Source organism: Halomonas sp. M20, assembly GCF_020622265.1.
Classification (GTDB): domain Bacteria; phylum Pseudomonadota; class Gammaproteobacteria; order Pseudomonadales; family Halomonadaceae; genus Modicisalibacter.
The window spans coordinates 674,816-700,794 of the sequence record NZ_JACNMQ010000002.1; the positions used below are offsets into that span (position 1 = coordinate 674,816).

A 25,979-nucleotide genomic window follows, 5' to 3' on the forward strand; every position below is an offset into this window, starting at 1 on the left:
TCGGTCAAGCGGCATAAAAGCTGAAGTGTTTATTACAAAGTTTTCTCTCATAGGGAATAGCAAAATCGGTGAACACCCCTGACTGAATGCTTCTGGCAGGACTAGCCCATCCCACTAAGCATTGAACCCGGGATTTTGCTAGCCTGAGAGCCAGACTGACAATCAGACAAGGGGGATCACGATGCCGCGACTCGACGGCGTACTGGAAACCGCACTCTATGTCACGGACATGGGCAAGGCCCGACGTTTCTTCGAGAAGGTGATGGGGCTTGAGGCTTTTACTGCGGATCATCGCTTCACCGCCTATGATGCCGGCGGTAAAAGCGTGCTACTGCTGTTTCTCGAAGGCGCCACCTCGGAAACAGTGGTACTGCCAAAAGATATGGGCACTATTCCGCCCCACGACGGCAGTGGACGCATCCACATGGCTTTCGCTATCGCTGCGGATCAACTCGATGCCTGGGAGCAGCAGTTGGAAACTCAAGGCATCGAGATCGAAGGGCGCACCCATTGGCCCAAGGGTGGCGAAAGCCTGTACTTCCGTGACCCGGACGGGCATCTTCTGGAGCTGGCGACACCCGGGCTATGGCCTAATTATTGAACTATATCGGCATGCTCGATCATCAACTGCAACGACTCCCGCCCTTTCCAGCGATTGCGCGAGAGTTTATAGGCGCAATGCAATCGCGCTCCCAAACCGAAGGGCGGTGCCTCACCTGGTGACAAGGCACGAAACCAGATCGCGCGAGAGCTGATACCGCCATTCGACAGCTCAAGCATCAGGTGTGTGCCGTCGGTGCCCACCACACGCAGATTCTCGACCATGAATTCCCCTTCGAACAGCGGCGCATCAAATTCCCGCCCGTAAGGCGCCAGGCCTTCGAGCTCATCCAGAGTATTCAGCGATAACTGCTGGGCCCGCAATTCGCCGTCGGTGAAGATACACGGGTAGAGTTCCCGATCGCCAAGCTGCTCACTGACCGCCTGACGCAGCGCACTCTGAAAGGCATGAAATGCATCCTTTGGTACGCCAATGCCCGCCGCACCGCGATGTCCACCGAAGCGCGGCAGAGCCTGGGGGCCCAACTCATGGGCACGTTGCAGGGCATCGCGCAGATGCAATCCTTCAATGGAGCGCCCGGAGCCGGTCAACATACCCGGTGCCGCCGCCGGGGTGAGCACAAAGGCCGGTCGACCGAAAGCCTGCACCAGTCGCGAGGCAACGATGCCCTGCACGCCGGCATGCCCGTCCTCGAGAAAAACCACCAGCACCTGCTCTCCCTGGGCCAGATCATCCATTGCCAAGGTGCGAGCGGTGTCGACCATGTCCAGCTCGATGGCCTTGCGGGATTGATTGTCCTGATCAAGCACTTCGAGATGTGTTCGGGCGCTGGCCTCGTCGGCGGCGAGCATGAAATGCAGCGCCGCGTAGGGGTCGTCGAGCCGCGAACGGGCATTGATGCGCGGTCCCATCTGAAAGGCCAGGGTCTCAGCATCGAAGGGTACGCTATCGGCGCCCAGACGTTCAGCCATCGCCCGCCAGCAGGCGGCTTCCATACGGTTAATCAGCGTCAGGCCCTGAGTGACCACGGCGCGATTGATGGCGCTGCCCCCCAGGGACACGCAATCCGCCACGGTGCCGAGCGCCACATAGGAGAGCCAGGGCGAGAGCTTGGGTGTTGATGATGAAAGCACGCCGAGTTCGATCAGCACGGCCCGAGTCAATGACATGACCAGCCAGGCCACCATGCAACCGGCAATGGTATGGTCGGGGAAGCTGCAGTCGTTCCGTGTCGGGTTGACCGTGGCGTAGGCTGAAACCGGCGGCCCTTCCAAAGGCAGCGCATGGTGATCAGTGACGACGACGTCGATGCCCGCTTCGCGAAGCCGGGCGATGCGTGGCTCGTCCGAGGAACCGCAATCCGCAGTGATCACCAGGCTGGGGCGCGGCGATAGCGCCAGCGTCCGTTCAACCAGCGGCAGGCTGATACCGTAGCCATCGTTGATGCGATGTCCGATCAGACTATGCAGTTTGTGGGAGGGCACGCCAAACAGCTCGTTGAGGGTGCGCAGGATCACCACATGGGAGGTGATGCCGTCCACATCGTAATCCGTGAGGATGCCGATATGCTCGCCCTCGGTAACCGCCTGAGCGATGCGCTCCGCACTGCGGCGAGCATCCGCCAGCTTTTCCGGGTGTTCGAGGTTGCGCAGGCTGGGCGCAGTAAGCGGCGCCAATTCGCCGGCATAGCCGCTCAGGCGACCCGCCAGCACCCGCGCCTGCAACTCGGAAAGGCCTGACGCCAAAGCGCGCTGGTAGAGCGCCTCGTCTCGCTGTCGCGGCTGAATGCGCCGGCGGATGAGATCAGCCAATGGACGTTCGCTAACCTCGACGGTCACACGCTCTCCTGCTTCAACATCGTATTACTGATCGCCTCTAGCGACGATTTTCGGCTACAAACGCTTGCACCGCTTCGAGCTCCGCCGGCAACACGCTATAGCGCTCTTCGCGTTCGAGCAGGTCGTCCATATGCGCCGGCAGTAGCACGCCGGAAAAACCGGCCTTGACCACGGCCTCGGCGAACTTGGCTGGATGGGCCGTCGCCAGGGTCACCATGGGGGTTGCCCTGTCATCGTGGCATACCTCGGCGGCGCGGTAACCGGTCGCGGTATGCGGATCGAGCAGTTCCTTGGTGCGGTGGTGCGCCTCTCGGATCACCTCGAGAATCGTCTCGTCGTCGACGCTGTGGCTGACGAACAGCTCATGCAATCTGGCCAGGGGCGCCTCGGCCAAGGCCGTGGGCTCACTCTGAAAGCGTTCGAGCAGCTCGCGCACCGCGTCACCGTCCTGATCGTAGGCGTCGAACAACAGCCGCTCGAAGTTCGACGACACCACGATATCCATGGAGGGCGCCAGAGTCGCTTCGAGATCGCGCTTGGAGAAGTCGTTGTCGGCAAGCGTCCGGTGCAGAATGTCGTTGGCATTGGTTGCGATGACGAACTGCTTGACCGGCAACCCCATCTTGTAGGCCATGTAGCCGGCAAAGACGTTGCCGAAATTGGCCGAGGGAACGCAGAAACTCATTTGGCGCTGGGGGGCGCCAAGGGCGACACCGGCGGCAACGTAATAGACGATCTGGGCCATGATGCGCGCCCAGTTGATCGAATTGACCGCCACCAGCCGAGTGCCCTTCAAGAACGTTTGGTCCGCGAAGCTGGCCTTGACCATGGCCTGGGCGTCGTCGAAGTTGCCTTCGATGGCGATATTGAAGACGTTATCGGCGAGCACCGAGGTCATCTGGCGGCGCTGCACCTCGGAAACCCGGTTGTAGGGGTGCAAAATGAAGATATCGAGATTGTCGCAGTGGCGACAGCCCTCGATGGCCGCGGAGCCGGTATCCCCGGAGGTAGCTCCCATGATCACCGCCCGCTCGCCGCTTTTTTTCAGGAAATGATCCAGAATCCGCCCGAGCAGCTGCAGGGCGACATCCTTGAAGGCAAGGGTCGGGCCATGAAACAGCTCGAGCAGAAAATGATTGGTATCGAGCTGATTGAGCGGCACCACGGCGGCGTGACTAAAGGTGGCATAGGCATCACGCACAATATCCCGGAAGGTATCGTCGTCGATCTCGCCATTGACGAAGGGCTTCATTACCCGAAAGGCGATCTCGGCGTAGGAGAGCCCTGCCATATCGGCAAGTTCGTCCGCCGAAAACCGAGGCACCGTTTCCGGCACATAGAGACCGCCGTCACTGGCCATGCCGGTAAGCACCACCTCTTCGAAACTCAGTGCGGGCGCCTGCCCACGAGTGCTGATATAGCGCATTGTCTTATCCTTTCAACGTCTTTCGCGACTATCCCAGGGATAGAAAACGCGGAGACGCTATGAACCCTTTCCCTGGGCGCTCGGCTTTTTCATCCCTGAAAAAGACGCTCCGCTTGTTCCTTATCCCTGGCGCCGCTTCAAGACATGGCCGCTTTGCAGCCCGGTATTCATGGCGACTTATTCCTGTTCGTCCAGGGATTCGACTCGAATCCGTGTCACCGTGCCCGCTACGTCCACCAACGACTCGAGCTGACGAATCGCCTCGTTCATATTTTTTTCTTGAGTGCGATGGGTCAACAGAATGATCGGCACCAGCTCACCCTCGGTGGCTTCCTTCTGGATGATCGCTTCGATGGATATTTCCTGTTCGGAGAGAATCGTAGCCACCCGGGCCAGCACGCCGGGGCGATCCACTGCCAGCAGGCGCAGGTAATAGGCGGTGACGATGTCCTCCATGGGCATGATCGGCAGCTCTTCGTCACCGTCGAGGATGCCACCGAAGGCCAGGTAGGGAACGCGGTCGTGATGGGCCGTATTGATGTTACGTGCAACGTCGAGCAGATCCGCCACTACCGCCGAGGCAGTCGGCTCGGCGCCAGCGCCGGCGCCGTAATAAAGGGTGGGTCCCACCGCATCGCCCATGATCGCAATGGCGTTCTTGACGCCATGCACGCTCGCAAGCAGACGCTGCTTGGGGATCAGCGTGGGATGCACCCGCAACTCAAGCCCCTTGTCGGTGCGCTTGGAGATACCCAGATGCTTGATGATATAGCCAAGGTTGTCCGCCTGTTCGACGTCGTCGGCGGTAATCCGGGCGATGCCCTCGGTGTAGGCCTTGTCGAACTGCAATGGCACACCGTAGGCGATGGACGCAAGAATGGTGAGCTTGTGAGCCGCGTCGATGCCTTCCACATCGAAGGTGGGGTCCGATTCCGCATAGCCCAGGGCCTGAGCCTCGGCGAGCACGTCCTCAAACGCGCGGCCTTCGTCCCGCATGTGGGTCAGGATATAGTTGCCGGTACCGTTGATGATGCCCGCCAGCCATTGAATGCGGTTGGCACCCAGGCCTTCACGCAATGACTTGATGACCGGAATACCGCCGGCCACAGCGGCCTCAAAAGCAACGATCACTCCTTTTTCGTGGGCTGCCTCGAATATTTCGTTACCGTAGACCGCAATCAGCGCCTTGTTGGCAGTGACCACATGCTTGCCGTGCTCGATGGCGGTCAGCACCAGCTCACGGGCCACGTCGTAACCGCCAATCAGCTCGACCAGCACCTCGATATCAGGGTTGCGAGCAACCTCGAAGATATCATCGGTGACGTTGACCCCGGTAGTATCGCAGTCGGGGTTTGCACGCCGCGCTCCAATCTGCTCAACGACGATCGGGCGCCCTGTCCGGCGAACGATGTCCTCGGCATTGCGCGTCAGCACATTGAAGGTGCCGCCGCCAACCGTACCTAGCCCACAGATCCCCACTCTTACCGGTTTCAACGTCGTACTCCTTTCTCTGGTATGGCTTGCGCTGTTCTTTTGAATGGCCTGCGTTTGTATGCTTCGCGTCGCCCGATCTACCCTTCGATATTCAATATTTTCGCCAGCCGATCGGCAGGGACGTAACCGGGAATCATACGTCCATCGGGTAGTACGATGGCCGGGGTTCCCTGGACGCCCAGTTCCCGACCCAGATGATACTGGTCGGCAACGAGGTTGTCGCAATCCGCGGCGAGATCCAGGGTCTCACCACGCTTGACGGCGCTCATCGCTTCAGAGGGATTGGAGGCACACCATACCTGGGACATGAGGCGCGCGCCTTCTGATTTCAGGCCGCTGCGCGGAAACGCAAGGTACTCTACCGCGACGTCCATCTCGTTCAAACGCGGCACTTCCTCGTGAAGCTTGCGACAATAAGGGCAGGTCACGTCGGTAAATATCATGAGAGTGGCCTTGGGTGTCTTTTCGCCACGAAAAATCACCTTGTCTTTCTGTGGCACCTTGGCCAGGCGCTCAATGCGATCCTTGTCCCGGGCCTGCTGGGTCAAGTTGACCAGACCCTGTTCGCCATTGACGAACAGATCGCCGACGACGAAGTGCTTGCCTTCGCTATCGCTGTAGAGCGTCTCGCCGCTCTCGAGGCGAACTTCCAGAATACCCTCCAGGGGCGTTTGTTTGACGGACGTTACCGGCGCTTTCTCACCGTTGATGGTCAAGCCCTGCTGTAGTGCTTGGGTATCCGTCTCGGCCAGGGCCACGTGCAAGCCGGCAACCACCAGCAGTGCGCCCATCAGCGTCTTGCAAAATCGTCTCATTACTCAACCTCGGGGATGATGTTCGGCATGCAGCGCCTCCAAGCGCGCTTGAGCCACGTGAGTATAAATCTGTGTCGTCGCCAGGTCACTGTGTCCAAGCAGTAGCTGAACGACCCGTAGATTGGCGCCATGATTGAGCAGATGGGTAGCGAAGGCATGGCGCAAGGTATGCGGCGACAACGGTTTGTCAATAGCCGCCAGCTGTGCGTAATGCTTGATTCGATACCAGAACGTCTGACGCGTCATGAAGCCATCCTGGCGGCCGGGAAACAAGGGCAAGCGGCGAATGTCCGTCATCAGTTCGCTGCGCCCGCTGCGCAGATAGCGTTCTATCCAGAGCTGGGCCTCTTCGCCCAAGGGCACCAGCCGCTCCTTGTCGCCCTTGCCCAGCACTCGCACCACGCCTTGGCGAAGGTTGACGCTATCCAAACGCAAGCTGATCAACTCCGTGACCCGAAGGCCGCAGCCATATAGCACTTCCAGCATGGCGCGATCGCGAAGCCCCAGTGCCGTGCCGGTATCCGGCGCGGCCAATAGGCGTTCCACTTCCTCTTCATCGAGAGTATCAGGGAGTGTCGTCTTGAATCGAGGCAGGCGCACCTCGTTGAGGGGATCACTGCCGATAGTGCCTTGGGCCAGCAGCCAACGATAGAAACCGCGCAGCGTGGAGAGCAGTCGCGCATTGCTGCGCAGCTTGTAGCCCTCTTCGCGTCGAGCACTCAACCAGTCCGGCAGGGCATCGCTCCCTGGCACCAGCAGCTGCCGCTCGAGGGTCATCAAATGACGCCCCCAGGCTTCCAGATCATGGCGGTAGCTCGTCAGGGTATGCTCGCTGGCGCCACGCTCCAGCCAGAGCGCATCCAAAAAGGCATCGATCAAACCGCTATCGCGGGGTAGCTCGCTCATGAGGCTCGTGATAAACCCTGGCTAGAGACAGCGAAACCCCGCACCGCGAGGAAGCGCGGTAGCGGGGTTTCGTTTCACCGGATAACCGGACAATTCAGCCCAGCTTTTCCTTGATGCGTGCAGACTTGCCGCTGCGCTCGCGAAGGTAGTACAGCTTGGCCTGACGTACGTCACCGCGACGCTTGACGTCGATGGCGGCTACCACGGGGCTGTAGGTCTGGAAAGTACGCTCGACGCCTACACCATGAGAAATCTTGCGCACGGTGAAAGCGGAGTTCAGACCGCGGCTGCGCTTGCCGATCACCACGCCCTCAAACGCCTGAAGACGCTCGCGACTGCCTTCGACCACCTTGACTTGAACGACCACGGTGTCGCCCGGAGAAAAGGTCGGGATGGTCTTTTCCATCTGCTCGGCTTCGAGCGCCTGGATCACCTTGTTCTTGCCACTCATGTTACGACTCCTTGACTGATATTGACCACGCGGCCTGCTCTCGAAAGATAGCGCTTTAAGGCAGTACCGTCTGGCATGTGATCCCGGCGCCCAATGACGCGGGAACGACAATATGGGTGACGCGCAGCGCTTCAAAGAAATCGGATCGATGTCGGTCCGACGTCAGTCGCTACGCCCCTCCGCCTTATCGGCGTACTCTTCGATGAACTCCTCCAGCAAGCGTTGCTGTTCAGCGTTCAACGTTTGGCTCTTCAACAAATCAGGACGCCTGAGCCAGGTGCGCCCCAAGGACTGCTTCAGGCGCCAGCGCCTGATGGCCGCATGATTGCCGCTCAGCAGAACCTCCGGCACCTGCCGTCCGTCGATCACTTCCGGACGGGTGTAATGCGGGCAATCCAGCAACCCGTCGGCAAACGAGTCCTCGACTGCGGAAGCCTCATGCCCCAATACGCCGGGGACCAGTCTTGCAGCCGCATCGATCAGCACCATGGCCGGCAGCTCTCCGCCGCTGAGTACATAGTCGCCGATCGACCACTCTTCATCGATCTCGCTTTCGACGACCCGCTCATCGATGCCTTCATAACGCCCTGCCACCACCACCAGCGGACCACTGACGGCCAGTTGCCGTACGCCTGCCTGATCCAGTGGACGCCCTTGAGGCGACAGATAAATCACCTTGGGTGACGTACCGAAGCGCTTCTCTCCTTCGGCCCTGGCAGCGTGAATTGCCGCACGCAAGGTATCGACCTTCATCAGCATGCCCGGGCCGCCCCCATAAGGGCGATCATCCACCGTACGATGACGATCCGTGGCGAAATCCCGGGGGTTCCAGAAGTCCAGCGTCAGCAACTCTTGCTTGACCGCCCGCCCGGTAACACCGTGCTCGGTCAGGGCGCCAAACATCTCTGGAAACAGGGTAACGACACCAATCCACACGGCGAATCCTTAGAAGTCAGGATCCCAGTCCACTGTCATCTTGCCGGCGGCTAGATCCGTCTCGCGGACGACGCCATCGGGCAGAAAGGGCAGCAGCCGTTCCTTGTCATCGATGCTATCGGCGTCCCCTTTCACGACCAACACATCGTTGGCGCCGGTCTCGAACAAATAGTCCACACGACCAAGATCGAGACCCTCGAGGGTCACTACCCGCAAACCTTCCAGCTGATACCAGTAATAATCATCGGGGGAGAGTTCCGGCAGTGTCTGCTTGGGCAATAGCACCTGCGCACCCGCCAGGGATTCCGCCTGCTCCTTGGAATCGATTCCCTCCAGACTGGCGACCAGTCCCTTGCCTTGCCGGCGACCCTGGATCAATCGTCGAGTCGTTCTTTGTCCGCGATGTTCAAGCACCCAATCGGCGTAGTCGAGGATGCCCTCCATCGGACTGGTGTACGAATACACCTTGAACCACCCTTTCACACCATAGGGGCTGGTCAGCTTACCCAGCACCACATGGTCATCTGAAACGACGCCTTCAGGCTTGATCGCTGTGTCATCCGACATGACGATGATTCTCTTACGCGGTAGCTTGGGCCGCGGTCTGCTGCTTGCGTGCTTCCTTGAGCAGCTCGGCAACACGCTCGGATGTCTGAGCACCCAGGCTTTGCCAGTGGCTGACGCGATCCAAGTCGACCCGCAGACGCTCTTCCTGACCACGAGCGACCGGATTGAAGAAGCCGACGCGCTCGATGAAACGGCCGTCGCGAGACTTGCGTGAATCGCTGACGGTCAGATGATAGAAGGGACGCTTCTTGGCGCCACCCCGTGCCAAACGAATGGTAACCATTGCGTTATCAGTCCTTCGGTTGATTTCGATGTTTTAAACGTGACAGATTCATCACTGCGAATGCAGCCGCAAGCTGCAAGAAGCCACAGCTCGCCATGAAGACGCGACATTCTACGGAAGTCCGCCTGCGTTGGGAACCTTTTCCTGACGGCGATCCAGAATCAGCGCCGAGGGAAACCGCCGCCACCCATTCCGCCGGGGCCGCCCATACCACCGGGACCCCCCATGCCGCCAGGCCCTCCACCCATGCCAGGCGGCATCATGCCGGACATGCTGCGCATCATCTTCTGCATGCCACCCTTCTTGCCGACTTTCTTCATCATCTTCTGCATCTGCTTGTGCTGCTTGAGCAGACGATTGAGATCCGGCACCTGCAACCCCGCACCGGCGGCGATCCGACGCTTACGTGAGCCATTGATGATATCCGGCTTGCGACGCTCCTTCGGGGTCATCGAATTGATCAGGGACTCGAGCTTGCCGAACTCCTTTTCGGCACCAGCGCTCTGCGCCGCCTCGGCCATCTGCCCCATACCTGGGAGCTTGGCCATCATGCCGCCCATGCCGCCCATCTTCTTGAGCTGCTGCAACTGATCGCGAAAATCCTCGAGATCGAAGCCATCGCCCTTCTTGAACTTCTTGGCAAGCTTTTCCGCCTTGTCCTTGTCGACGGTGCGCTCGGCCTCTTCGATCAGCGACAGCACATCGCCCATACCCAGGATGCGGGATGCCACCCGATCCGGGTGAAAAGGCTCCAGGGCGTCGACCTTCTCGCCCATGCCCATGAACTTGATCGGCTTGCCGGTAATATGACGCACCGACAAGGCAGCACCGCCCCGGGCATCGCCGTCCGCCTTGGTCAGAATCACGCCGCTCAAGGGCAGCGCTTCGTGGAAGGCCTTGGCGGTATTGGCGGCATCCTGACCCGTCATGGCATCCACGACGAACAAGGTCTCTTGCGGAGTGATCGCCTTATGCAACGCCTGGATCTCGTTCATCATGTCGCCATCGATATGCAATCGACCGGCGGTGTCGACGATGACTACGTCATGGAACTGAATCTTGGCGTGCTTGAGCGCGGCTTCGGCGATGGCCACCGGGCGCTGGTCGCTGCTGGAGGGGAAGAAGTCGACGGCGACTTCCCGGGCCAGGGTTTCGAGCTGATCGATGGCTGCAGGACGATAAACGTCCGCGGAAACCACCAGCACTTTCTTTTTTTCGCGCTCCTTGAGATAGCGCGCCAGCTTGGCCACGGAGGTGGTCTTGCCCGCCCCTTGCAGACCCGCCATCAAAATCACCGCAGGCGAGCCCTTGAGGGTAAGTCCTTCATTGGCCTCGCCCATGATCGCTTCCAGCTCCTGCTGGACGATCTTGACGAACTGCTGACCCGGGGACAGGCTGCGCGAAACCTCCTGCCCTACGGCGCGCTCCCGTACGCGCTCGATGAACGCCTTGACCACCGGCAGTGCCACGTCGGCTTCGAGCAGCGCACGACGCACCTCGCGCAGGGTATCCTTGATATTGTCTTCGGTCAGCTTGGCTTGACCGGTCACCGATTTGAGCGTGCGCGATAGACGCTCTGACAGATTTTCAAACATGGAACTCTCCGGCGTTGGTTGCCAAGGTGCGCTGAATCGAATCTCCCAGACGCCTTACCCCCGGGCAGTCGCACACGATTGCTGGGCATGATTATACGTACTCATGCTCTCGGTCTCCATCCATGCATGAGCGTGACTCTACATCCTGATGTCGAATCACTGGGCGCTAACCCGGCGATTCTGTATAGTTACGCTACGCGATTCTTTTTCTTACGCTTACTTTCCAGTCGAGGATATCAGAGCCTAACAATGCAGGCGCTTCCTTTCGCACTACTCGCTATCGTCTTCTATCTTGGCGCCGGCTCCTGGCAGGGGCTGGCGCTGCTGCGGCGGGTGCCGCAACGACCGGCGCTAGTTCGCAGTATCGGGCTGCTGGCGGTCGTTTGCCATGGCGTTGTCGTGGCGGTCAGCCTCAGCGACGCCGATATGCTCGACCTGGGCTTATTTACCAGTGCCTCATTGTTAAGCTGGCTGATTGCCGTGCTGCTACTGGCGGTCAGCGTCGTCAAACCCGTGCTAAGTGCTGCTGCAGCCCTCTTTCCACTGGCGGCTCTTACCATCATGCTGCTGATCGGACTTCCTTCCGCCAATCAGCAGGTCAACGCTTCTCCTGGCATTCTGCTGCACATACTCACGTCGGCATTGGCCTTTTCACTATTCATCATTGCCGGGGTATTGGCCCTTTTTCTAGCACGCCAGAATCAGGCGCTGCGCAGTCATCGTACCCGAGGAATCGTGCAGGTACTGCCACCCCTGGGCACCATGGAACGGCTTCTATTCGAGTTTATCTGGGCCGGTATGCTGCTGCTCACCGCCTCGTTGATCAGCGGTATGGCTTTCCTCGACAACATGTTCGCCCAGCACCTGGTGCACAAGACGGTACTTTCCATTGCCGCCTGGATCATCTTTGCACTGCTTCTCGCGGGACACCACTTGCTGGGCTGGCGGGGTGTTCGCGCAGCGCGCTGGACGCTGGGGGGCTGCGCGCTTTTACTGCTGGCCTATTTCGGTAGCAAGATCGCTCTTCAAGTGGTGTTCGATATCGTCTGACACCGCTATCGATAAAACCATGTCTTGACAGCGTGGGCGCTGATTCCCTACAAACAAGCCTGATACGCGATTTAGGATTTTCAAACCTTGAGCGACGACATCCCCCTGGGACTGCTGTTCGGACTACTTTTTTTACTCATCTGCCTTTCTGCTTACTTCTCCAGTTCCGAGACTGGCATGATGTCGATCAATCGCTATCGCCTGAGCCATCAGGCTAAAAGCGGCGAGAAGGCGGCAAAGCGTGTGTTGCGTCTACTCAGTCGCCCGGACCGCCTCATCGGCGTCATCCTGATAGGCAACAACTTCGTCAACAACCTGGCTGCTTCCATCGCCACCATCATCGCCATTCACTTCTTCGGTGAAGTGTCCGGGCCTGCGGTGGCCACTCTGCTGCTCACCATCGTGGTGCTGATCTTTGCGGAAGTAACGCCCAAGACCTATGCCGCGATCAAACCCGAGCGTATCGCCTATCCAAGTTCTCTGGCTTTAGAGCCTCTGCTCAAGATTCTTTACCCGCTAGTATGGCTGGTCAACGCCATTTCCAATGGGTTGCTGCGCCTGCTGGGCGTACGCAATATTCAAGGCGGTGCAGATAACCTGACCCGGGACGAACTGCGCACCGTGGTTCACGAGGCGGGAGCCATGATCCCTCGTCGCCACCAGGCGATGCTGCTATCGATCCTCGATCTCGAAAACGTCACCGTCAACGACATCATGGTGCCACGCCATGAAGTCTCGGGTATCGATCTCGACGATGGCCTGGAAGAGATCCTGGCGCAGATCCGCTCCAGTCAGCACACCCGGGTACCGGTTTACAAAGGCGATATCAACAACATCATCGGCATCCTGCATTTGCGCAATGCCGCTCGTTTCCTGTCGAAATCCGAAGTCACCAAGGCGGCCATCGTTCAAGAGGCGCGGGAACCTTACTTCATCCCGGAATCCACGCCCTTGCACACCCAGCTGCTCAACTTTCAGCAGCACAAGCGTCGTATCGGCATCGTCGTGGATGAGTATGGTGACGTGGAGGGCCTGGTAACCCTGGAGGACATCCTCGAGGAGATCGTCGGCGAATTCACCACCGATGTCGCCGGCATGCACCAGGACTTTTATCTGCAAGACGACGGCAGCTATGTGATCGAGGGCACGGCAAACATACGAGAGATCAACAAGGCGCTTGGCTGGCAGCTGCCCACCAACGGGCCCAAGACCCTGAATGGGCTGATTCTCGAACACCTGGAGTCCTTTCCCGACGCGCCGGCCTGTCTACAGCTGGGCACGGCCCGCATGGAAATCCTGCAGGTCAAGGATAACCTGATCACCTCCGCCCGCTGCTGGCAGCACGTGCGCCGAGCGCGAGCCTAGCCACCAAGTCGACAATGATCCTGTGGAGGATGCCCTAGCAGCTGCTCTTCGGCAGCCTCCTTGAGTTCGCGCACCTTCGACTCGAGAACGCTGCTGTTCGCCTGCTCCGCGGACACCGGGGCGCCGAAGGCCAGTACCACTCGGGCGCGAAAGCGGCGCGGGGGCTTGCCCAAGGCCGGGCCGCCGCAATTGGAGGTCCAGGAGCCCCACAAGCCGGCCAGAGCCGCCGGCACCACCGGCACCGCGTCCCGGGATAAAATGATATCGATACCGCGACGAAAACGACCAATGTCGCCAGTCCTGGTCAGCCGCCCCTCCGGAAACAGCATGACCACCTCGCCATTGCGCAAGGCCAGACTCACCTCATCCAGGGCTCTTCGAACTCCGCCGGGATCGCGTCGATCCGAATCTACCGGAATGGCCCCGGCGATACGAAAGAACCAGTTCAGCCAGGGTGACTCATAAATCGGCCGATCCATCAGAAAGCGCAAAGGCCTGGGGCAGGCCCCTCCCAGCACCAGGGCATCCATGAAGCTGACATGGTTACACACCACCAGCGCAGCGCCTTGGGTCGGGATGCAGGTTCGCCCTGAAAAACTCAGCCGATATAGCACATGCATCAACGCGAAGATGATCAGACGCAATACGGCGCGTGGGTTCGATGCCAGGATAACCGCGCCGGCCGCAAGAGCGATGACCGCCAGGGCGGCGAAGAAGACATGTAGTGACAGATCGATCACGGACAGCATGACGATACCGAACAGTGCTGCCAGGATCATAAAAAAAGAGTTGAGCAGGTTGTTGGCGGCAATCATGCGTGCTCGATGGTCATCGCGGCTTTCGAGCTGTACCAGGGTGTACAAGGGTACGATATAAAGACCGCCCCCGACGCCGACCAACGCCAGATCCAGCATCATACGCCAGAAGCCGAACGATGCACCAAGCGCATCCAACCCCAGCCGTTCACCGACGATCGAGGGCTGCAGCGCCAGGTCAAATCCGGCAACGCCAATCAATAGCGCCCCCAGCGGCACCAACCCCATCTCCAGGCGCCCTGCGGACAGCCGAGCGCACAATAGCGCCCCGCCGCCCACGCCCAATGCAAAGGCTGCCAGCAACGCACTGACCGCCGTCTCGCCCCCATGCACTACGTCCCGCACCCAGGCAGGCAGCTGAGTAAGATAGCTTGCCCCAAGAAACCAGAACAGGCTGATGCCGACCAGCCCACGAAACAGACGAGGATGACGCCAGCTATCCCGCAGAATTTGTACGCTGGCAGTGACGGGTCGCCAACTCACTTGCCCGGGAGAACTCGACGGCGCCAGCGGCACCTTCAGACTGACCAGGTAGCCCGCTAGAGCAATGCCCACCAACGTAGCGGCAATGGCCCCTCGCGCCCAGAGGCCATCAAGGGAGGCAAGCAATCCCGCCAGCAAGGTGCCAAACAGAATAGCCAGGAAGGTACCCAGGTTGACCCAGGCATTGCCACGCACCAGCTCCGTCGACGCCAGATGCTGAGGTAGAATGGCGTACTTCACCGGCCCGAACAGCGCCGATTGAGTGCCCATCATGAACAGCAGCGCCAGCAACAATGCAAACTGCTCGAACCATACTGCCAATGCCGCCACACTCATCGTGGCAAGCTCAAGTAGCTTGAGGCGTCGAATGAGAGACTGCTTGTCATGGCGATCCGCCAGGGAACCGCCCCAGGCGGAGAACAGTAGAAATGGCAAAATGAACAGACCCGCCGCCAGATTGTTGAGCAGCCCGGTATCCCAGCCATGGCGGGGCACCGCCACGAAGGTCAGCAGCAGTAGCAGGACATTCTTGAACAGGTTGTCATTGAAGGCGCCCAGGGCCTGCGTCCAGAAAAAGGGAGCAAACCGGCGTTGAGTGAGAAGCGATCCGCTCACGGCTCGCTCTGTTCGCACCTGAGACCATCGAGAATAGTGGTCAACAATTGATCGAGCAGCTCCCCCACTTCGAGGGGCTGACCTTGCCAGTAGCCAAGACGCTCGTTGAGGCCCAACTGTACCAACCCATGCACGCTACCCCACAAAGTGCGTGCCATGCGACGCGCAGCCAGATCATCGAGATTGGGCTGATGCTCTTTTAGTGTGGCCTCGACCCGGGTGAACAGCCCTTCGATGGCGGTATTCTGGCGTTGATCCAGCTCTCCTTCCTGAGCCAGCGGATAGTCGAAAAGCAGCTGCCAACGGTAAGGATCCTTTTGTGCGAACTGCCAGTAGGCGGTTGCCAGCGCATTGAGTTGAGCCTTGGGGGTATCGCCGCTCATCCCTTCCACCGCTGCACGTAGGTGATCCAGGGTCTCGATGTTGACGTACTGCAGCAGATTGTTGAAGCTGCCGTAGAGTTTGAGTAGCGTACTGGGAGCACACCCAATCTCGCGCGCAAGAGCGCGCAAGGACAACAAGCGTACAGGATTTTCCTGCAGCCACGCGTCGCATGCTGCCATGACTTGGGCATGCAAGGCCTCAGGTGCATGCTGTCTTGGACGTGCCATGAATACCTCGTCTTGCGACTCATGCGCCGGTAAAAAGTAAATGCGAACGGCGGTGGTCGAACAGTGTTTTCGACAAGCATATCCACCTCACGCTCAAACGCAAGTCCTGTTGCATCTCTGACAAGGATGAGACAGTAACGCGATGCTCATTCTCGCATGCAGATCATCGGGAGTTCTCTTCAATGGCCGGACGGCTGCACATTGCTTCTTTACCGCTGGACGGCCTATTGCCGCGCCTCGTGCACGATCAACCTTTACGCACCAGCCCCAACCTGGCGCCCCGCCAACCGTTATCGATCATTCGCCTGGAGCAGGGCCAGCCAAGGCTGACCAACGCCTTCTGGGGGCTGACGCCGCCCTGGCTCAAGGTGCTCGACCATGCCCCTCACTGCGCTCGTGCGGAGTCGCTGCAAGAGCGCTCCATGTTTCGCGACGCTTTTGCGGCGCGGCGCTGCCTGGTTCCCGTCAGCGGTATCTATGTATGGAAAGCGCAGCCACGCATGAAACAGCCTTTCCTAGTCACCCGAGTCGATCGCGGCCCACTACTGCTGGCAGCACTTTGGGTGCGTTATCACACCACTCTGACTGCTTTCACCGACTCCACGGCCCTGATCACGGTGCCTAGCAATCCGCTGTTGGCGCCCTTGACGGATCGCCTTCCCGCCATCATCGATGCGGCTTGTGCCGAGACCTGGCTCGACCCCGAAACGCCTCTCGACCGAGCCCAGGTGAATTTATCACCGGCGCCCTTGGAACTGTTGGGCGCTTTTTCGGTATCAAAACGAGTAAATGATCCTTCTTGCCAGGAGTGGGCCTGTGGTCACCCGACGGGTAACATGGCCCGCTGGCACAACGAACAGGAGACATGATGCACAATCTGCAGTCCCGCCGTCCGGTTGCCCTTTGCCTGCTGTGGATCGGTATTGTACTGACTGGCTATCCGAGTCTGGCCAGTGCCGAGGGCTCGAATACGGCTGCCGCGAATCCCGACGCACCCATCACAAGCCCCAACGATGAGCGCGACTATCGCACTCTACGCCTGGACAACGGCCTCGAGGTGCTGCTGGTCAGCGACCCTGAAGCGGACAAGGCCGCTGCGGCAATGAACGTTTCCGTGGGCAGCGCTCAGAATCCCGAGAGCATTCCCGGGCTGGCGCACTTTCTGGAACATATGCTGTTCTTGGGCACCGAGCGCTATCCCAAGGCGGACAGCTATCAGCAATTCATCAGCCGACATGGCGGCAATCACAACGCCTTCACCGCGGGCCAAGACACTAATTACTTTTTCGATATCGAACCCAAGGCGCTGCCCGAGGCGCTCGACCGCTTCAGCCAGTTCTTCATTGCCCCGCTGTTCAACGAGAAGTATGTCGAACGCGAACGTAACGCAGTGCACTCCGAGTACCAGGCGCGACTGCGCGACGATGGCCGCCGTCTCAACGAAGCCATGGATCAAGCTCTCAATCCCGAGCATCCCGCTACTCGTTTCTCCGTGGGCAGCCTCAAGACGCTGAAGGATAGCGAAAAGCCCTTGCGCCAGCAGCTGATCGACTTTTATGAAAATTATTACGGCTCCAACGTCATGCATTTCACCGTGGTCGCCCCCCAGCCGCTGGATAAACTGGAATCCTGGGTGCGTGAACGCTTCGATGCGATTCCCGATCGCAATCTGGAACGGCCGGCGATTCCCGAGCATCTTTTGACCGCCGAAAATCTGCCGGCACGCATGGAGGTCAAGAGCTTGGAAGATAGCCGCCAGGTCTATTTCCTGTTTCCCACGGATGATCCCGTCACCGACTATCGCAACAAGTCCCTGGAGTATCTGGGTAATCTGCTCGGTCACGAAGGGGAAGGCAGCCTGCTCGCCGCTCTACGCGAGAAAGGCTGGGCGGATGGCCTTTCCGCGGGCGGCATGCGCGGCGACGGCGATGATGCCTTGTTTGCAGTGAGCATCAGCCTGACACCGGAAGGCGCAAAGCATCTTCCGCGTATTCAGGCCAGCCTGTTCGCGATGATCGAGCGCATAGGTGAAAAGGGCCTCGAGAAATGGCGCTACGACGAGCAAGCCCAGCTCAACGAGCAGGAATTTCGTTTTCAGCAGCGCGGCGAACCCATTCATCTTGCCAGCCGCATGGCGATGAACATGGCCCATTATCCACTCGCGGACGTCCAGTACGGCAACTACCGCATGGATGGCTTCGAAAAGGGCTACGTGCAAGAGTTGCTTTCCAGGCTGACGCCGGATCGCCTGCTGCGAATCTACAGCGCACCGGACGTCGACGCTCGGAAAACCACGCAATGGTTCGATGCGCCCTATCGCCTCGCCGCAGTGGATAGCTGGCCCGAAGCCTCGCCATTGGAGGGTCTGGCGCTGCCGGAGCGCAATCCTTACATTGCCGAGGACCTTACGCTACTCGACCTTGAAACCGCCAAGCCCAGCGCCTTGATCGATAGGGACACCTACTCGATATGGTATCGTCCGGACAGCGAGTTCGGCACGCCGCGAGTCGAATGGCGTTTCAGCCTGCAGAATCCCAAGGCGGCGGATAGTGCCCATGATGCAGCGCTCACTCAGCTGCTGGCAGGCTGGCTCGACGACAGTCTCAACGAGGTACTCTACCCTGCGCGCCTGGCGGGCCAGGATTTCTCCGCCTATGCCCACGGTCGCGGCATTACCCTTTCCCTGTCCGGCTGGCGCGACCGGCAAGAGCAGGTGCTGCGCCGGGTGCTGGAACAGCTCAAGCAGGAGGATATCGACCCCGATACATTCGCACGAGTAAAACTAGGGCTGAGGCGGGAATGGCGCAATGCGCCACAGTCGCCGCTGTATCAGCAGATGCAGCGCACCCTGAGTAACGCTTTGATTCGCCCTCGGTGGCCGGATGCTGCGCTACTGGAAGCCATCGATTCCCTTGAAGTCGAGCAGCTACGCGAGTTTCGTCAACAGTTCCTCGAAAGACTTCATATCGAGAGCATGGCGGTGGGTAATCTTTCCCGGGAGCTTGCACGCCGGGAAGGGCTTCTGGTTGCCGACATGCTGTCGCCGACACTCGACGACGACGCCATCCCGGAGCTGACGACACTGGCGGTACCGGCCTCGGCGCCCACCCTGCATCCAGCGTCCAACCGTAACGATCAGGCAGTGCTGCGCTATCTGCAGGGCCCCGATGGCTCTCTGAACAGCCAGGCGACGCTGGCAGTGATCGGGCAGCTGATCGGAACGCCCTTCTATTCCCAGCTACGTACCCAGGAGCAGCTGGGCTATGTCGTTCGGGCGGGCTATCAGCCACTGCTGGACGCACCGGGATTGAATCTGCTGGTTCAATCCCCCAATGCCGAGGTGGGTCATATCCAGTCCCGCATTGACGCTTTCCTGAACGGGTTCGATCAGCGCATTGATCAGCTCGACGAAACGGCGCTAGCGCCCTATCGCGACGCCGTGCATGACCGATTGCTCGAACGCGATCCGTCGCTTTCCAGCCTTACCAGCCGGCTGTGGTATGAACTGGCATTCAATGATACCGATTTCGACCGGCGTGAACGTCTCGCCGAGCGCGTATCGTCACTGGACGCAGAAGCGGTTCGGCAGGCCTGGCAGCAGTTGCGTAAGGCGCCTACGCAGCAGATAACCTTTGCGCCGGGAATGGAATCCAGCAGCGTGCTGGAGATCACCGACGGCTATCTACCGCTGCCCAAGCGGGAGTAAAAAAGCATGTTCGCGTCCAGCTCGGGCGCGAACGCCTTCCCAGTTATTCAGGGCCTCTTCAATCGAAAGCCTGAGCCGGCATCATCGCTTCTACATGCATCACCAGTTCCTCAAGTACCTGCCGGTCACGGTCATCAAGGGCTACCTGGTTGAGCCGCTCGATCTCGCGAGCGAATCCTTGCAGAGTCAGATTTCCTAGATGCGTATCGTTCATGCGCTCCCAGCGATAGGCCTCCCATTGGCTCTGCTCCTCGCTGGTCAGCGTATCGGGATAGTTGCGCGCCCGCAGCCGAAACAGCATCTCTTCGAGCCGGGGATCCTGGAAGGCGAAGGCGGTTTCACCCAGCGCTTCCGGCGCGGTTTCAAGCACACGCTGCATTTCCTGGCGATCCGCCGGCGAAAAGAACCCGCCGCTATAAAGCATGGCATCCGGATCCTGCGGGCCCTCTTTAGGTTGCTCAGCAAATACCGCCGCAGCCTTGCGCGCGGCCTCGGGATTGTCACATAGCGCCTTCCAGTGTATTTCGCATTGGCCGCGATCGAGTTTGAGCCTGGCAGCGACCTCTTCGGTCACCGCTGCGATCGGCAGCAGCACAGGGCTGCGATTGATATGCACGATCTTCAGCGGGATACGCGATTCGCCCTCCGCCAGTTCGTCGGCGCTGGCAAATACGCGGGCCCGTATTTCTTCGACGGAAAGAGCGAAGAGAGGCGAGGGATCGACCGAGAGGTCGTAGACAATGACCCCATTCGGATTGGAAGGATGCTCTGCCAGGGGCATGACCAGGGCACCACAACCACGACTTGCCGGATAGCGTCTGGAGATGTGCAGCATTGGCTTACGAGAAGGAATATCCAGTAATTTAGCGACTTCACGCTTGCTACGCAGCTTGAGCAGATAGTCGAATAGCTTGGCGTTACGCGTCTTGAGCAGTTGTGCCATGGCAATGGTTGCGCGCACGTCCGCCAAGGCATCGTGGGCGCCTACATGTTCGATGCCGTTGGCAGCGGTAAGGTGCTCGAGTTTGAAGCTAGGAGAACCATCGTCTCGCGTCGGCCACTCTATGCCATCGGGACGCAGCGCATGGAAGGCTCGCACCACATCGATGAGATCCCAGCGCGAATTGCCATTTTGCCACTCCCGGGCATAGGGATCGAGGAAATTCCGATAGAACAGGTGGCGGGATACTTCATCGTCGAAACGCAGACTGTTGTAGCCCAGGACACAGGTGCCAGGAACACTCATTTCAGCATTGATGCGCTGTGCGAACTGAACTTCGGGAAGCCCCCGGCGCCGAGCCGTTTGTGGGGTGATGCCTGTAATCAGACAGGCCTGGGGGTGAGGAAGGTAGTCATCCGCCGGTTTGCTGTAGAGAATCAGGGGCTCGCCGATCTGATTGAACCCCTCATCGGTGCGAATGGCTGCAAACTGCGATGGCCGATCCCGTCGAGGATCGGCGCCAAACGTTTCATAGTCATGCCAGAGAAATGTATGCTGCGAAGTGCCGCGCTGCGCCATGACCGCTCTCCACGCCAATGGAAAGCGATCAGCCTAGCATAGTGATGCCCATCTCTCAGCCGCTATTAGGCAGCGTGACATTCAGCTCCAGCACGGAACAGTCGTCTTCGCGGTCGAGACTGATATTGATGGCTTCCTGATCCACGTTGACGTAGCGACGGATCACCTCCAACAACTCTTTCTCGAGCATTGGCATGTAATCCGGCTGCCCACGCTGGCTTCGCTGATGCGCGACGATGATCTGCAGGCGTTCCTTGGCTACGGAGGCCGACTGTTTGCGTTCGCGCTTCAGAAATTCGAGTAGTTTCACCGACGACCTCCTCCAAACATGCGCGAGAGCAGGCTCTTCTTCTGGACCTGATGGAATCGTAGCGGAACTTCTTCACCCAACAGTCGCGATACGGTATCCGTATAGGCCTGCCCCGCATCGCTTTTCATATCGTGAGTTACCGGGACACCCTGGTTGGAGGCTCGTAGCACTGCCTCGGACTCAGGAATCAACCCGATCAGGTTGATGGACAATATCTCACGAATATCCTCCAGATTGAGCATATCGCCATAAGTGACCCGCTCCGGATGATAGCGGGTGATCAACAGGTGCTCCTTGACCGGGTCACGCTTCTGTTCGGCACGCTTGGTCTTGGCGGACAGCAACCCCAGAATACGATCGGAGTCGCGCACCGAGGATACTTCAGGGTTGGTCACTACCACTGCCTCATCGGCATAGTACATGGCCAGCTGAGCGCCTCTCTCGATGCCTGCAGGCGAATCGCAAATGATGTAATCGAAATCCTTGGCCAACTCGTCAAGCACTTTCTCGACGCCTTCGGAGGTCAATGCATCCTTGTCCCGGGTCTGGGAGGCCGGCAGAATGTAAAGGTTATCGACCCGCTTGTCGCGAATCATGGCTTGATTCAAGCCTGCCTCACCCTGAATCACATTGACCAGGTCATAAACGACGCGACGTTCGCAACCCATGATCAGATCCAGGTTACGCAAGCCCACGTCGAAGTCGATCACAACCGTCTTGTTGCCGCGTAGTGCCAGCCCGGTGGCGATGGCTGCTGCACTGGTCGTCTTTCCGACCCCACCCTTGCCGGAGGTCACTACAATGATCTTGGCCAAGATATGCTTCCTGTTACTTGTTTGATGATCGTTCATAACCTCTCACTTCAAACCAGTGATGCGATAGTCAACTGATCGTCGTTGAGACGCACCTGTACTGCTTTGCCAAGCAATTGTGGATCGATGTCCTCAAGACGCTTGTAATTTCCCGCCAGCGAAAGCAACTCGGCATGCAGCTCGTGACAGAAGATACCAGCCTCGCGGTCCCCGTGGATACCCGCAAGAGCGCGTCCTCGCAGGGCGCCATAGACGTGTATGTTACCTCCGGCCAAAACTTCCGAACCCGCATTGACCGCGCCCAATATTACCAGATCGCCCTCTGGCGCGGTGATTTGCTGACCCGAGCGCACCGTACCGCGGAATATACGACTACTAGCCGGAGCCATGCCTGGGACCGGGCTCGCTACTGCCTCTGCGTCTTGACTATTTTGAACGTCTTTTTCGACCCCAGGGGAGGCAACGCTTTCAAGCGTACGGGCGCGCAGCTCTTGAGGCGGAAACCAACCAAGACCCAATGCCCAGGCAGATTGCTTGACCGGGTCGGAACCACCGCGCACGGCAACGGGTAGCAGTTTGTGGGCACGACACACTGCGCAAATTCGTTCCAGGGCCAGATGTGGTTCATTGAGCTTTTCAACACTCACCACGACTGGCGTATGCTGGAAGAAAGCAGGAGACTGACTTAGCTTGCCCGCTAATTGCTCGCGAATCCGCTCTGGGTCCGCACTGGTCAGTTCCATGACCGTCATGGGTAGCATGCCACCCTTGAAGGAGAAGGCGGTGCCTTCTCTGTCCACGTTGAGACTCATCGCCGATCTCCGTGTCGGGTAATATCACTAGCTAAGCGAGGGTTTACCAAGCCACCACCGATGATACGCTCTGCAGGTGCGACTTGTCAGCGTGATCGTGCATCAACGCTTCGGGCTTTCCCGGTGATAATGCACATGCTTAGATGGTACTAGCATCGATCTAGGCGGGATGCCGTCCAGCACCACATCATACAAAATTCTTTCAGGGATGCATGTACAGTGATGTCAGGTTTGTTTCGTCGTTTTTTTGCGCCCCGTTGGCAACACCGGGATCCGGCGGTTCGTCGCCAAGCGTTAGCGCGTCTGGATCCCACTCAGTTTCAGGATCGGGAACAGCTGGAACGCCTGGCCGGTGACGATGATGCCAGTGTCCGACAAGCAGCGCTTGCCCGTCTAGTGGATCCGGCTCAGCTGCTGCGACTCGAGGAGCAACAGGATTCCCCAGAGCTGAGAGCCCGCTTGCTCGTGCTGCTCATCGGCCAGCCCGAATCCCCCCCGCTTGCCAAACGCTTGAGTCTGATCGAAAGGATCAACGATGCGCCACTGCTGGCTCAGCTGGCCCTGCACGGCGACAACCAGGAATTGCGCCTGGCGGCTCTTGAGCGTCTGCAGGATGAAGATGCGCTTATCCATCAGGCCATCGAAAACGGCATCGCGGCAGTGCGTCATGCGGCTGCAAAGCGTATCACCTCAGAGCAAGGACTTCTGCGTTTGAGCCGAGAGGCCCGGCGCGACAAGCAAGTCGTGCGCCTGGCCCGAGAACGTTTGAGTCGCATGCGGGAAAACGCGGCGCAGAATGAAGCACAGCGCGCCAAGCGCGAACGCATTCTGGAGGCTTTCGAACAACATGCCCGGCACAGCTGGGAGCCTCTTTACGCAGGGCGCTATCGTCATCTGCAGCGGGAATGGGAAGGTTTGATCGACTTGCCGAACGCTGACCAGGAGCGTCGCTACCAGGAAGCAAGCCTTCGCTGTCGCAAGATCATGAGCGACCACGAGGCCCAGCATCAGGTCCTCGCCAGCGCCAACCGCAAGCGGGTCGAGGCCGATGAGGCACGCCAGGCGTTGATCGAAGCGCTTGACGAGGATCTGGCCAGCCTGCAGCGCAGTGAGCATATAACCGCTCAGGACATGGCAAGCATGAACGCGCACAGGCGTTTGCTGATCAATCGTTGGCAAGCGCTCTCTGACCAGCATGCGCCGGAGACCACCCTCAGTATAGGCTACACCCAGGCCTTGGCTCGACAGGATGAAATCAATCAGGGCTGGGATCGCCTGGAGCAGCACGCGACAACGTTGAACGATGCACTACAGCGTCGGGATACCGAGGTCCTGCGTCAAACGTTGAAAACCCTAGCTTGGCCTGAAGATCTCCCTCCCTCCCCTTTGCTGAAACAGGTGCAGCAGCATCTCGCTGACGACAAGGCGGTGGAGACCGACAGCCAGCAGAGCATTCGCTTCGAGCAGGACCTCAAGGAGCTCGAGCGTCTACTCGAAAATGGCGCCTTCAAGCCTGCCAACCGCCTGTATCAGAGCCTGCGTCAGCGCAGCGAGACACTGGCGACAGAGCAGCAGCGCAAACATCAGGCTGCACTCAAGCGTCTTGGCGCTCGATTAGCGGAGCTAAGGGACTGGCGCAGCTTCGTAGCCGGCCCCAAGCGAGATCAGCTTTGCCAGGCCATCGTCGAATTGGCCGACAATTCCAGCTTGAGCGACAGTGAGCTCGATCGCCGACACCGGCAGCTCGTCAAGGAGTGGAAGGATCTAGGGGATGCGGCCATCGACCGGGAACTTTCGGCCCGTTTTCGGGCTGCCTCCGACCGTATTCATACACGCTTGAGCGCCTGGCACACGGCTCAAGAGCAAAAGCGGCAGCGCAATCTCGAGGCCAGAATAGCGCTGTGCGAACAACTCGAAATCCTGCTCGAGAATCCGGATGAGAATGCCGATCCAGATGCCTTGCGCCTGATTCGGGATCGTTCCCGGGAACAGTGGCGCCTCTTTTCGCCGATTCCCCGCGGTCATGGTGAGAGTATCGCTCATCGCTTCGGTCATATCCGTCACGCCCTGCAGGCACTGATCGATCAGCGTGCCCAGGAAATAGGTGCCGCCAAGCAAGCCCTCGTGGAAGAGGCGCGCCACCTGCAATCAGAACCGGAGCCTGCCTCCAGGCGTGCCGAACAAGCCAAGCGACTGCAACAGCGTTGGCGTGAACTCGGACGCGCCCCCAAAGGTGAAGAACAGGCGCTCTGGCGCGAGTTCCGTGGTATATGCGACAACATCTTTGCCGCTCGGGAAAATGAGCGCGACGATCGCGCCCAACGGGCAAAGGATCGGCTTGACGCCATGCAGGCACTGGTTGAACGCCTCGATGCCTGGCAACCGACAAGCAGTGATGAGAAGGCGTTACTGGATCAGGCAGTTGCAGAAGCAGAGGCGTTGGAACCCTTGCCGTCGGGCCGCCGCAGTGAGGGAATGCGTAAACGCTGGGCGGGGATACTACATTCTCGGCGGGAGCGTATTGAACGGCTCGCAACAAGCGAAGAGGCGTTGCGTTGGCAACATCTAGGACCGCTGCTGGAGACCCACCGGCACGCCGATGCCCGGGCGCTCGACGGCCATGCACCGGAAGATGTAGAAGCGCCGCTTGCCCTCGAGGACGACATGAAGCGTGCCCATATACAGCGCAACAAGGCCCGCCACCAGCCCGCCGACAGTGCGGCTATTGCATCGGAACTGGCTAGTTTACGGGTGCACCTGACCCTGTTGACGAACGGCCGTATCGAGCGTGAGGACGAGCCACTGCGCCTGGCGATTCAGGTAAAGCGTCTCAATGCGGCGCGTAACCGGACGCCTGCCAGAGCCGAGGAATTGCACGCCATCCTCTGCGACATTCTTGCAACCGGCCCGGTGTCGACAGCGGTCTGGACGCGCGAGGTAAACGAGCTGGATAGATTGTTGACCCAGCTGGCCGATTATTCGTCTTCCTGACATGCCGAGAGCGAGGT

The 25,979-nt window shown here is 59.3% G+C and carries 22 protein-coding genes; 6 read left to right on the forward strand and 16 right to left on the reverse strand.

The annotated features are described in order from the left end of the window. Window positions 1-181: 181 nt before the first annotated feature. Window positions 182-601 (forward strand): VOC family protein, encoded by a 420-nt coding sequence (locus H7850_RS08680; RefSeq protein WP_227369122.1) that lies wholly within the window; start codon window positions 182-184, stop codon window positions 599-601. Here the strand turns inward: H7850_RS08680 and recJ are convergent. The 10 genes from recJ to ffh form a co-directional block, all read right to left on the reverse strand. Continuing rightward, window positions 595-2,400, reverse strand: a complete 1,806-nt coding sequence (recJ, locus tag H7850_RS08685; protein WP_227369123.1) for a single-stranded-DNA-specific exonuclease RecJ — start codon at window positions 2,398-2,400, stop codon at window positions 595-597. The two genes, H7850_RS08680 and recJ, sit on opposite strands and share 7 nt — an antisense overlap. A gap of 37 nt (window positions 2,401-2,437) precedes the next feature. Then, entirely contained in the window at window positions 2,438-3,826 is a 1,389-nt protein-coding gene (thrC, locus tag H7850_RS08690) for a threonine synthase (RefSeq protein ID WP_227369124.1), read from the reverse strand. A gap of 177 nt (window positions 3,827-4,003) precedes the next feature. Next, window positions 4,004-5,320, reverse strand: a complete 1,317-nt coding sequence (locus H7850_RS08695; RefSeq protein WP_227369125.1) for a homoserine dehydrogenase — start codon at window positions 5,318-5,320, stop codon at window positions 4,004-4,006. Between the two features lie 77 nt (window positions 5,321-5,397). Next, entirely contained in the window at window positions 5,398-6,135 is a 738-nt protein-coding gene (locus H7850_RS08700; protein ID WP_227369126.1) for a DsbC family protein, read from the reverse strand. Window positions 6,136-6,138: 3 nt separating this feature from the next. Next, the gene (gene xerD / locus H7850_RS08705; protein WP_227369127.1) at window positions 6,139-7,041 is read right to left on the reverse strand and encodes a site-specific tyrosine recombinase XerD; all 903 of its coding nucleotides are present in this window, start codon (window positions 7,039-7,041) and stop codon (window positions 6,139-6,141) included. Window positions 7,042-7,135: 94 nt separating this feature from the next. Then, a complete protein-coding gene (gene rplS, locus H7850_RS08710; protein WP_048308743.1) occupies window positions 7,136-7,492 on the reverse strand; it encodes a 50S ribosomal protein L19 in 357 nt (118 codons plus the stop codon). Window positions 7,493-7,654: 162 nt separating this feature from the next. Then, window positions 7,655-8,428, reverse strand: coding sequence for a tRNA (guanosine(37)-N1)-methyltransferase TrmD (gene trmD / locus H7850_RS08715; protein ID WP_227369128.1), 774 nt, complete (start codon window positions 8,426-8,428; stop codon window positions 7,655-7,657). Window positions 8,429-8,437: 9 nt separating this feature from the next. Then, window positions 8,438-8,995 carry a ribosome maturation factor RimM gene (gene rimM / locus H7850_RS08720; protein ID WP_227369129.1) on the reverse strand — a complete coding sequence of 186 codons (558 nt, stop codon included), beginning with the start codon at window positions 8,993-8,995 and terminating at the stop codon, window positions 8,438-8,440. Window positions 8,996-9,008: 13 nt separating this feature from the next. Continuing rightward, complete coding sequence (gene rpsP / locus H7850_RS08725; RefSeq protein WP_227369130.1) at window positions 9,009-9,278, reverse strand: 30S ribosomal protein S16; 270 nt, start codon at window positions 9,276-9,278, stop codon at window positions 9,009-9,011. 161 nt (window positions 9,279-9,439) lie between these two features. After that, window positions 9,440-10,873 (reverse strand): signal recognition particle protein, encoded by a 1,434-nt coding sequence (gene ffh / locus H7850_RS08730; protein WP_227369131.1) that lies wholly within the window; start codon window positions 10,871-10,873, stop codon window positions 9,440-9,442. Between the two features lie 249 nt (window positions 10,874-11,122). On the opposite strand from ffh, the gene H7850_RS08735 reads away from it, so the two are divergent. Both H7850_RS08735 and H7850_RS08740 read left to right on the forward strand, forming a co-directional pair. Next, window positions 11,123-11,923, forward strand: coding sequence for an inner membrane protein YpjD (locus tag H7850_RS08735; protein ID WP_227369132.1), 801 nt, complete (start codon window positions 11,123-11,125; stop codon window positions 11,921-11,923). 87 nt (window positions 11,924-12,010) lie between these two features. Next, on the forward strand, window positions 12,011-13,288 hold the full coding sequence (locus H7850_RS08740) for an HlyC/CorC family transporter (protein WP_227369133.1): 1,278 nt from the start codon (window positions 12,011-12,013) through the stop codon (window positions 13,286-13,288). On the opposite strand, the gene H7850_RS08745 is transcribed toward H7850_RS08740, so the two are convergent. Then, on the reverse strand, window positions 13,285-15,201 hold the full coding sequence (locus tag H7850_RS08745) for an MFS transporter (RefSeq protein WP_227369134.1): 1,917 nt from the start codon (window positions 15,199-15,201) through the stop codon (window positions 13,285-13,287). The genes H7850_RS08740 and H7850_RS08745 overlap by 4 nt on opposite strands. Then, window positions 15,198-15,812: a TetR/AcrR family transcriptional regulator gene (locus H7850_RS08750; RefSeq protein WP_227369135.1), complete on the reverse strand. Its 615-nt coding sequence runs from the start codon at window positions 15,810-15,812 to the stop codon at window positions 15,198-15,200. Before H7850_RS08750 ends, H7850_RS08745 begins: the two co-directional genes overlap by 4 nt. Window positions 15,813-15,994: 182 nt before the next feature. Between H7850_RS08750 and H7850_RS08755 the strand changes: the two genes are divergently transcribed. Together H7850_RS08755 and H7850_RS08760 are read left to right on the forward strand one after the other, a co-directional pair. Beyond that, window positions 15,995-16,681 (forward strand): SOS response-associated peptidase, encoded by a 687-nt coding sequence (locus H7850_RS08755; RefSeq protein ID WP_227369136.1) that lies wholly within the window; start codon window positions 15,995-15,997, stop codon window positions 16,679-16,681. Continuing rightward, a complete protein-coding gene (locus H7850_RS08760) occupies window positions 16,678-19,518 on the forward strand; it encodes an insulinase family protein (protein ID WP_227369137.1) in 2,841 nt (946 codons plus the stop codon). The genes H7850_RS08755 and H7850_RS08760 overlap by 4 nt, the downstream gene beginning before the upstream one ends. Before the next feature lie 58 nt (window positions 19,519-19,576). On the opposite strand, the gene sbcB is transcribed toward H7850_RS08760, so the two are convergent. From sbcB to minC, 4 genes are read right to left on the reverse strand one after another with little or no spacing between them, the layout of a single operon-like run. Then, window positions 19,577-21,037, reverse strand: coding sequence for an exodeoxyribonuclease I (gene sbcB / locus H7850_RS08765; protein WP_227369138.1), 1,461 nt, complete (start codon window positions 21,035-21,037; stop codon window positions 19,577-19,579). A gap of 55 nt (window positions 21,038-21,092) precedes the next feature. Next, entirely contained in the window at window positions 21,093-21,347 is a 255-nt protein-coding gene (minE, locus tag H7850_RS08770; RefSeq protein ID WP_227369139.1) for a cell division topological specificity factor MinE, read from the reverse strand. Further along, window positions 21,344-22,162 (reverse strand): septum site-determining protein MinD, encoded by an 819-nt coding sequence (gene minD / locus H7850_RS08775; RefSeq protein ID WP_227369140.1) that lies wholly within the window; start codon window positions 22,160-22,162, stop codon window positions 21,344-21,346. Before minD ends, minE begins: the two co-directional genes overlap by 4 nt. Before the next feature lie 47 nt (window positions 22,163-22,209). Beyond that, on the reverse strand, window positions 22,210-22,971 hold the full coding sequence (minC, locus tag H7850_RS08780) for a septum site-determining protein MinC (RefSeq protein ID WP_227369141.1): 762 nt from the start codon (window positions 22,969-22,971) through the stop codon (window positions 22,210-22,212). A gap of 222 nt (window positions 22,972-23,193) precedes the next feature. On the opposite strand from minC, the gene H7850_RS08785 reads away from it, so the two are divergent. Beyond that, complete coding sequence (locus H7850_RS08785) at window positions 23,194-25,962, forward strand: DUF349 domain-containing protein (protein WP_227369142.1); 2,769 nt, start codon at window positions 23,194-23,196, stop codon at window positions 25,960-25,962. Window positions 25,963-25,979: the final 17 nt, after the last annotated feature.

Excerpts from the sequence above, each read along its gene's own strand:
- H7850_RS08680 (WP_227369122.1), top strand. The coding sequence starts at position 182 with ATGCCGCGACTCGACGGCGTACTGGAAACCGCACTCTATGTCACGGAC.
- thrC (WP_227369124.1), bottom strand. The coding sequence starts at position 3,826 with ATGCGCTATATCAGCACTCGTGGGCAGGCGCCCGCACTGAGTTTCGAA.
- H7850_RS08700 (WP_227369126.1), bottom strand. The coding sequence starts at position 6,135 with ATGAGACGATTTTGCAAGACGCTGATGGGCGCACTGCTGGTGGTTGCC.
- xerD (WP_227369127.1), bottom strand. The coding sequence starts at position 7,041 with ATGAGCGAGCTACCCCGCGATAGCGGTTTGATCGATGCCTTTTTGGAT.
- rplS (WP_048308743.1), bottom strand. The coding sequence starts at position 7,492 with ATGAGTGGCAAGAACAAGGTGATCCAGGCGCTCGAAGCCGAGCAGATG.
- rimM (WP_227369129.1), bottom strand. The coding sequence starts at position 8,995 with ATGTCGGATGACACAGCGATCAAGCCTGAAGGCGTCGTTTCAGATGAC.
- rpsP (WP_227369130.1), bottom strand. The coding sequence starts at position 9,278 with ATGGTTACCATTCGTTTGGCACGGGGTGGCGCCAAGAAGCGTCCCTTC.
- ffh (WP_227369131.1), bottom strand. The coding sequence starts at position 10,873 with ATGTTTGAAAATCTGTCAGAGCGTCTATCGCGCACGCTCAAATCGGTG.
- H7850_RS08735 (WP_227369132.1), top strand. The coding sequence starts at position 11,123 with ATGCAGGCGCTTCCTTTCGCACTACTCGCTATCGTCTTCTATCTTGGC.
- H7850_RS08750 (WP_227369135.1), bottom strand. The coding sequence starts at position 15,812 with ATGGCACGTCCAAGACAGCATGCACCTGAGGCCTTGCATGCCCAAGTC.
- H7850_RS08755 (WP_227369136.1), top strand. The coding sequence starts at position 15,995 with ATGGCCGGACGGCTGCACATTGCTTCTTTACCGCTGGACGGCCTATTG.
- H7850_RS08760 (WP_227369137.1), top strand. The coding sequence starts at position 16,678 with ATGATGCACAATCTGCAGTCCCGCCGTCCGGTTGCCCTTTGCCTGCTG.
- sbcB (WP_227369138.1), bottom strand. The coding sequence starts at position 21,037 with ATGGCGCAGCGCGGCACTTCGCAGCATACATTTCTCTGGCATGACTAT.
- minC (WP_227369141.1), bottom strand. The coding sequence starts at position 22,971 with ATGAGTCTCAACGTGGACAGAGAAGGCACCGCCTTCTCCTTCAAGGGT.
- H7850_RS08785 (WP_227369142.1), top strand. The coding sequence starts at position 23,194 with ATGTCAGGTTTGTTTCGTCGTTTTTTTGCGCCCCGTTGGCAACACCGG.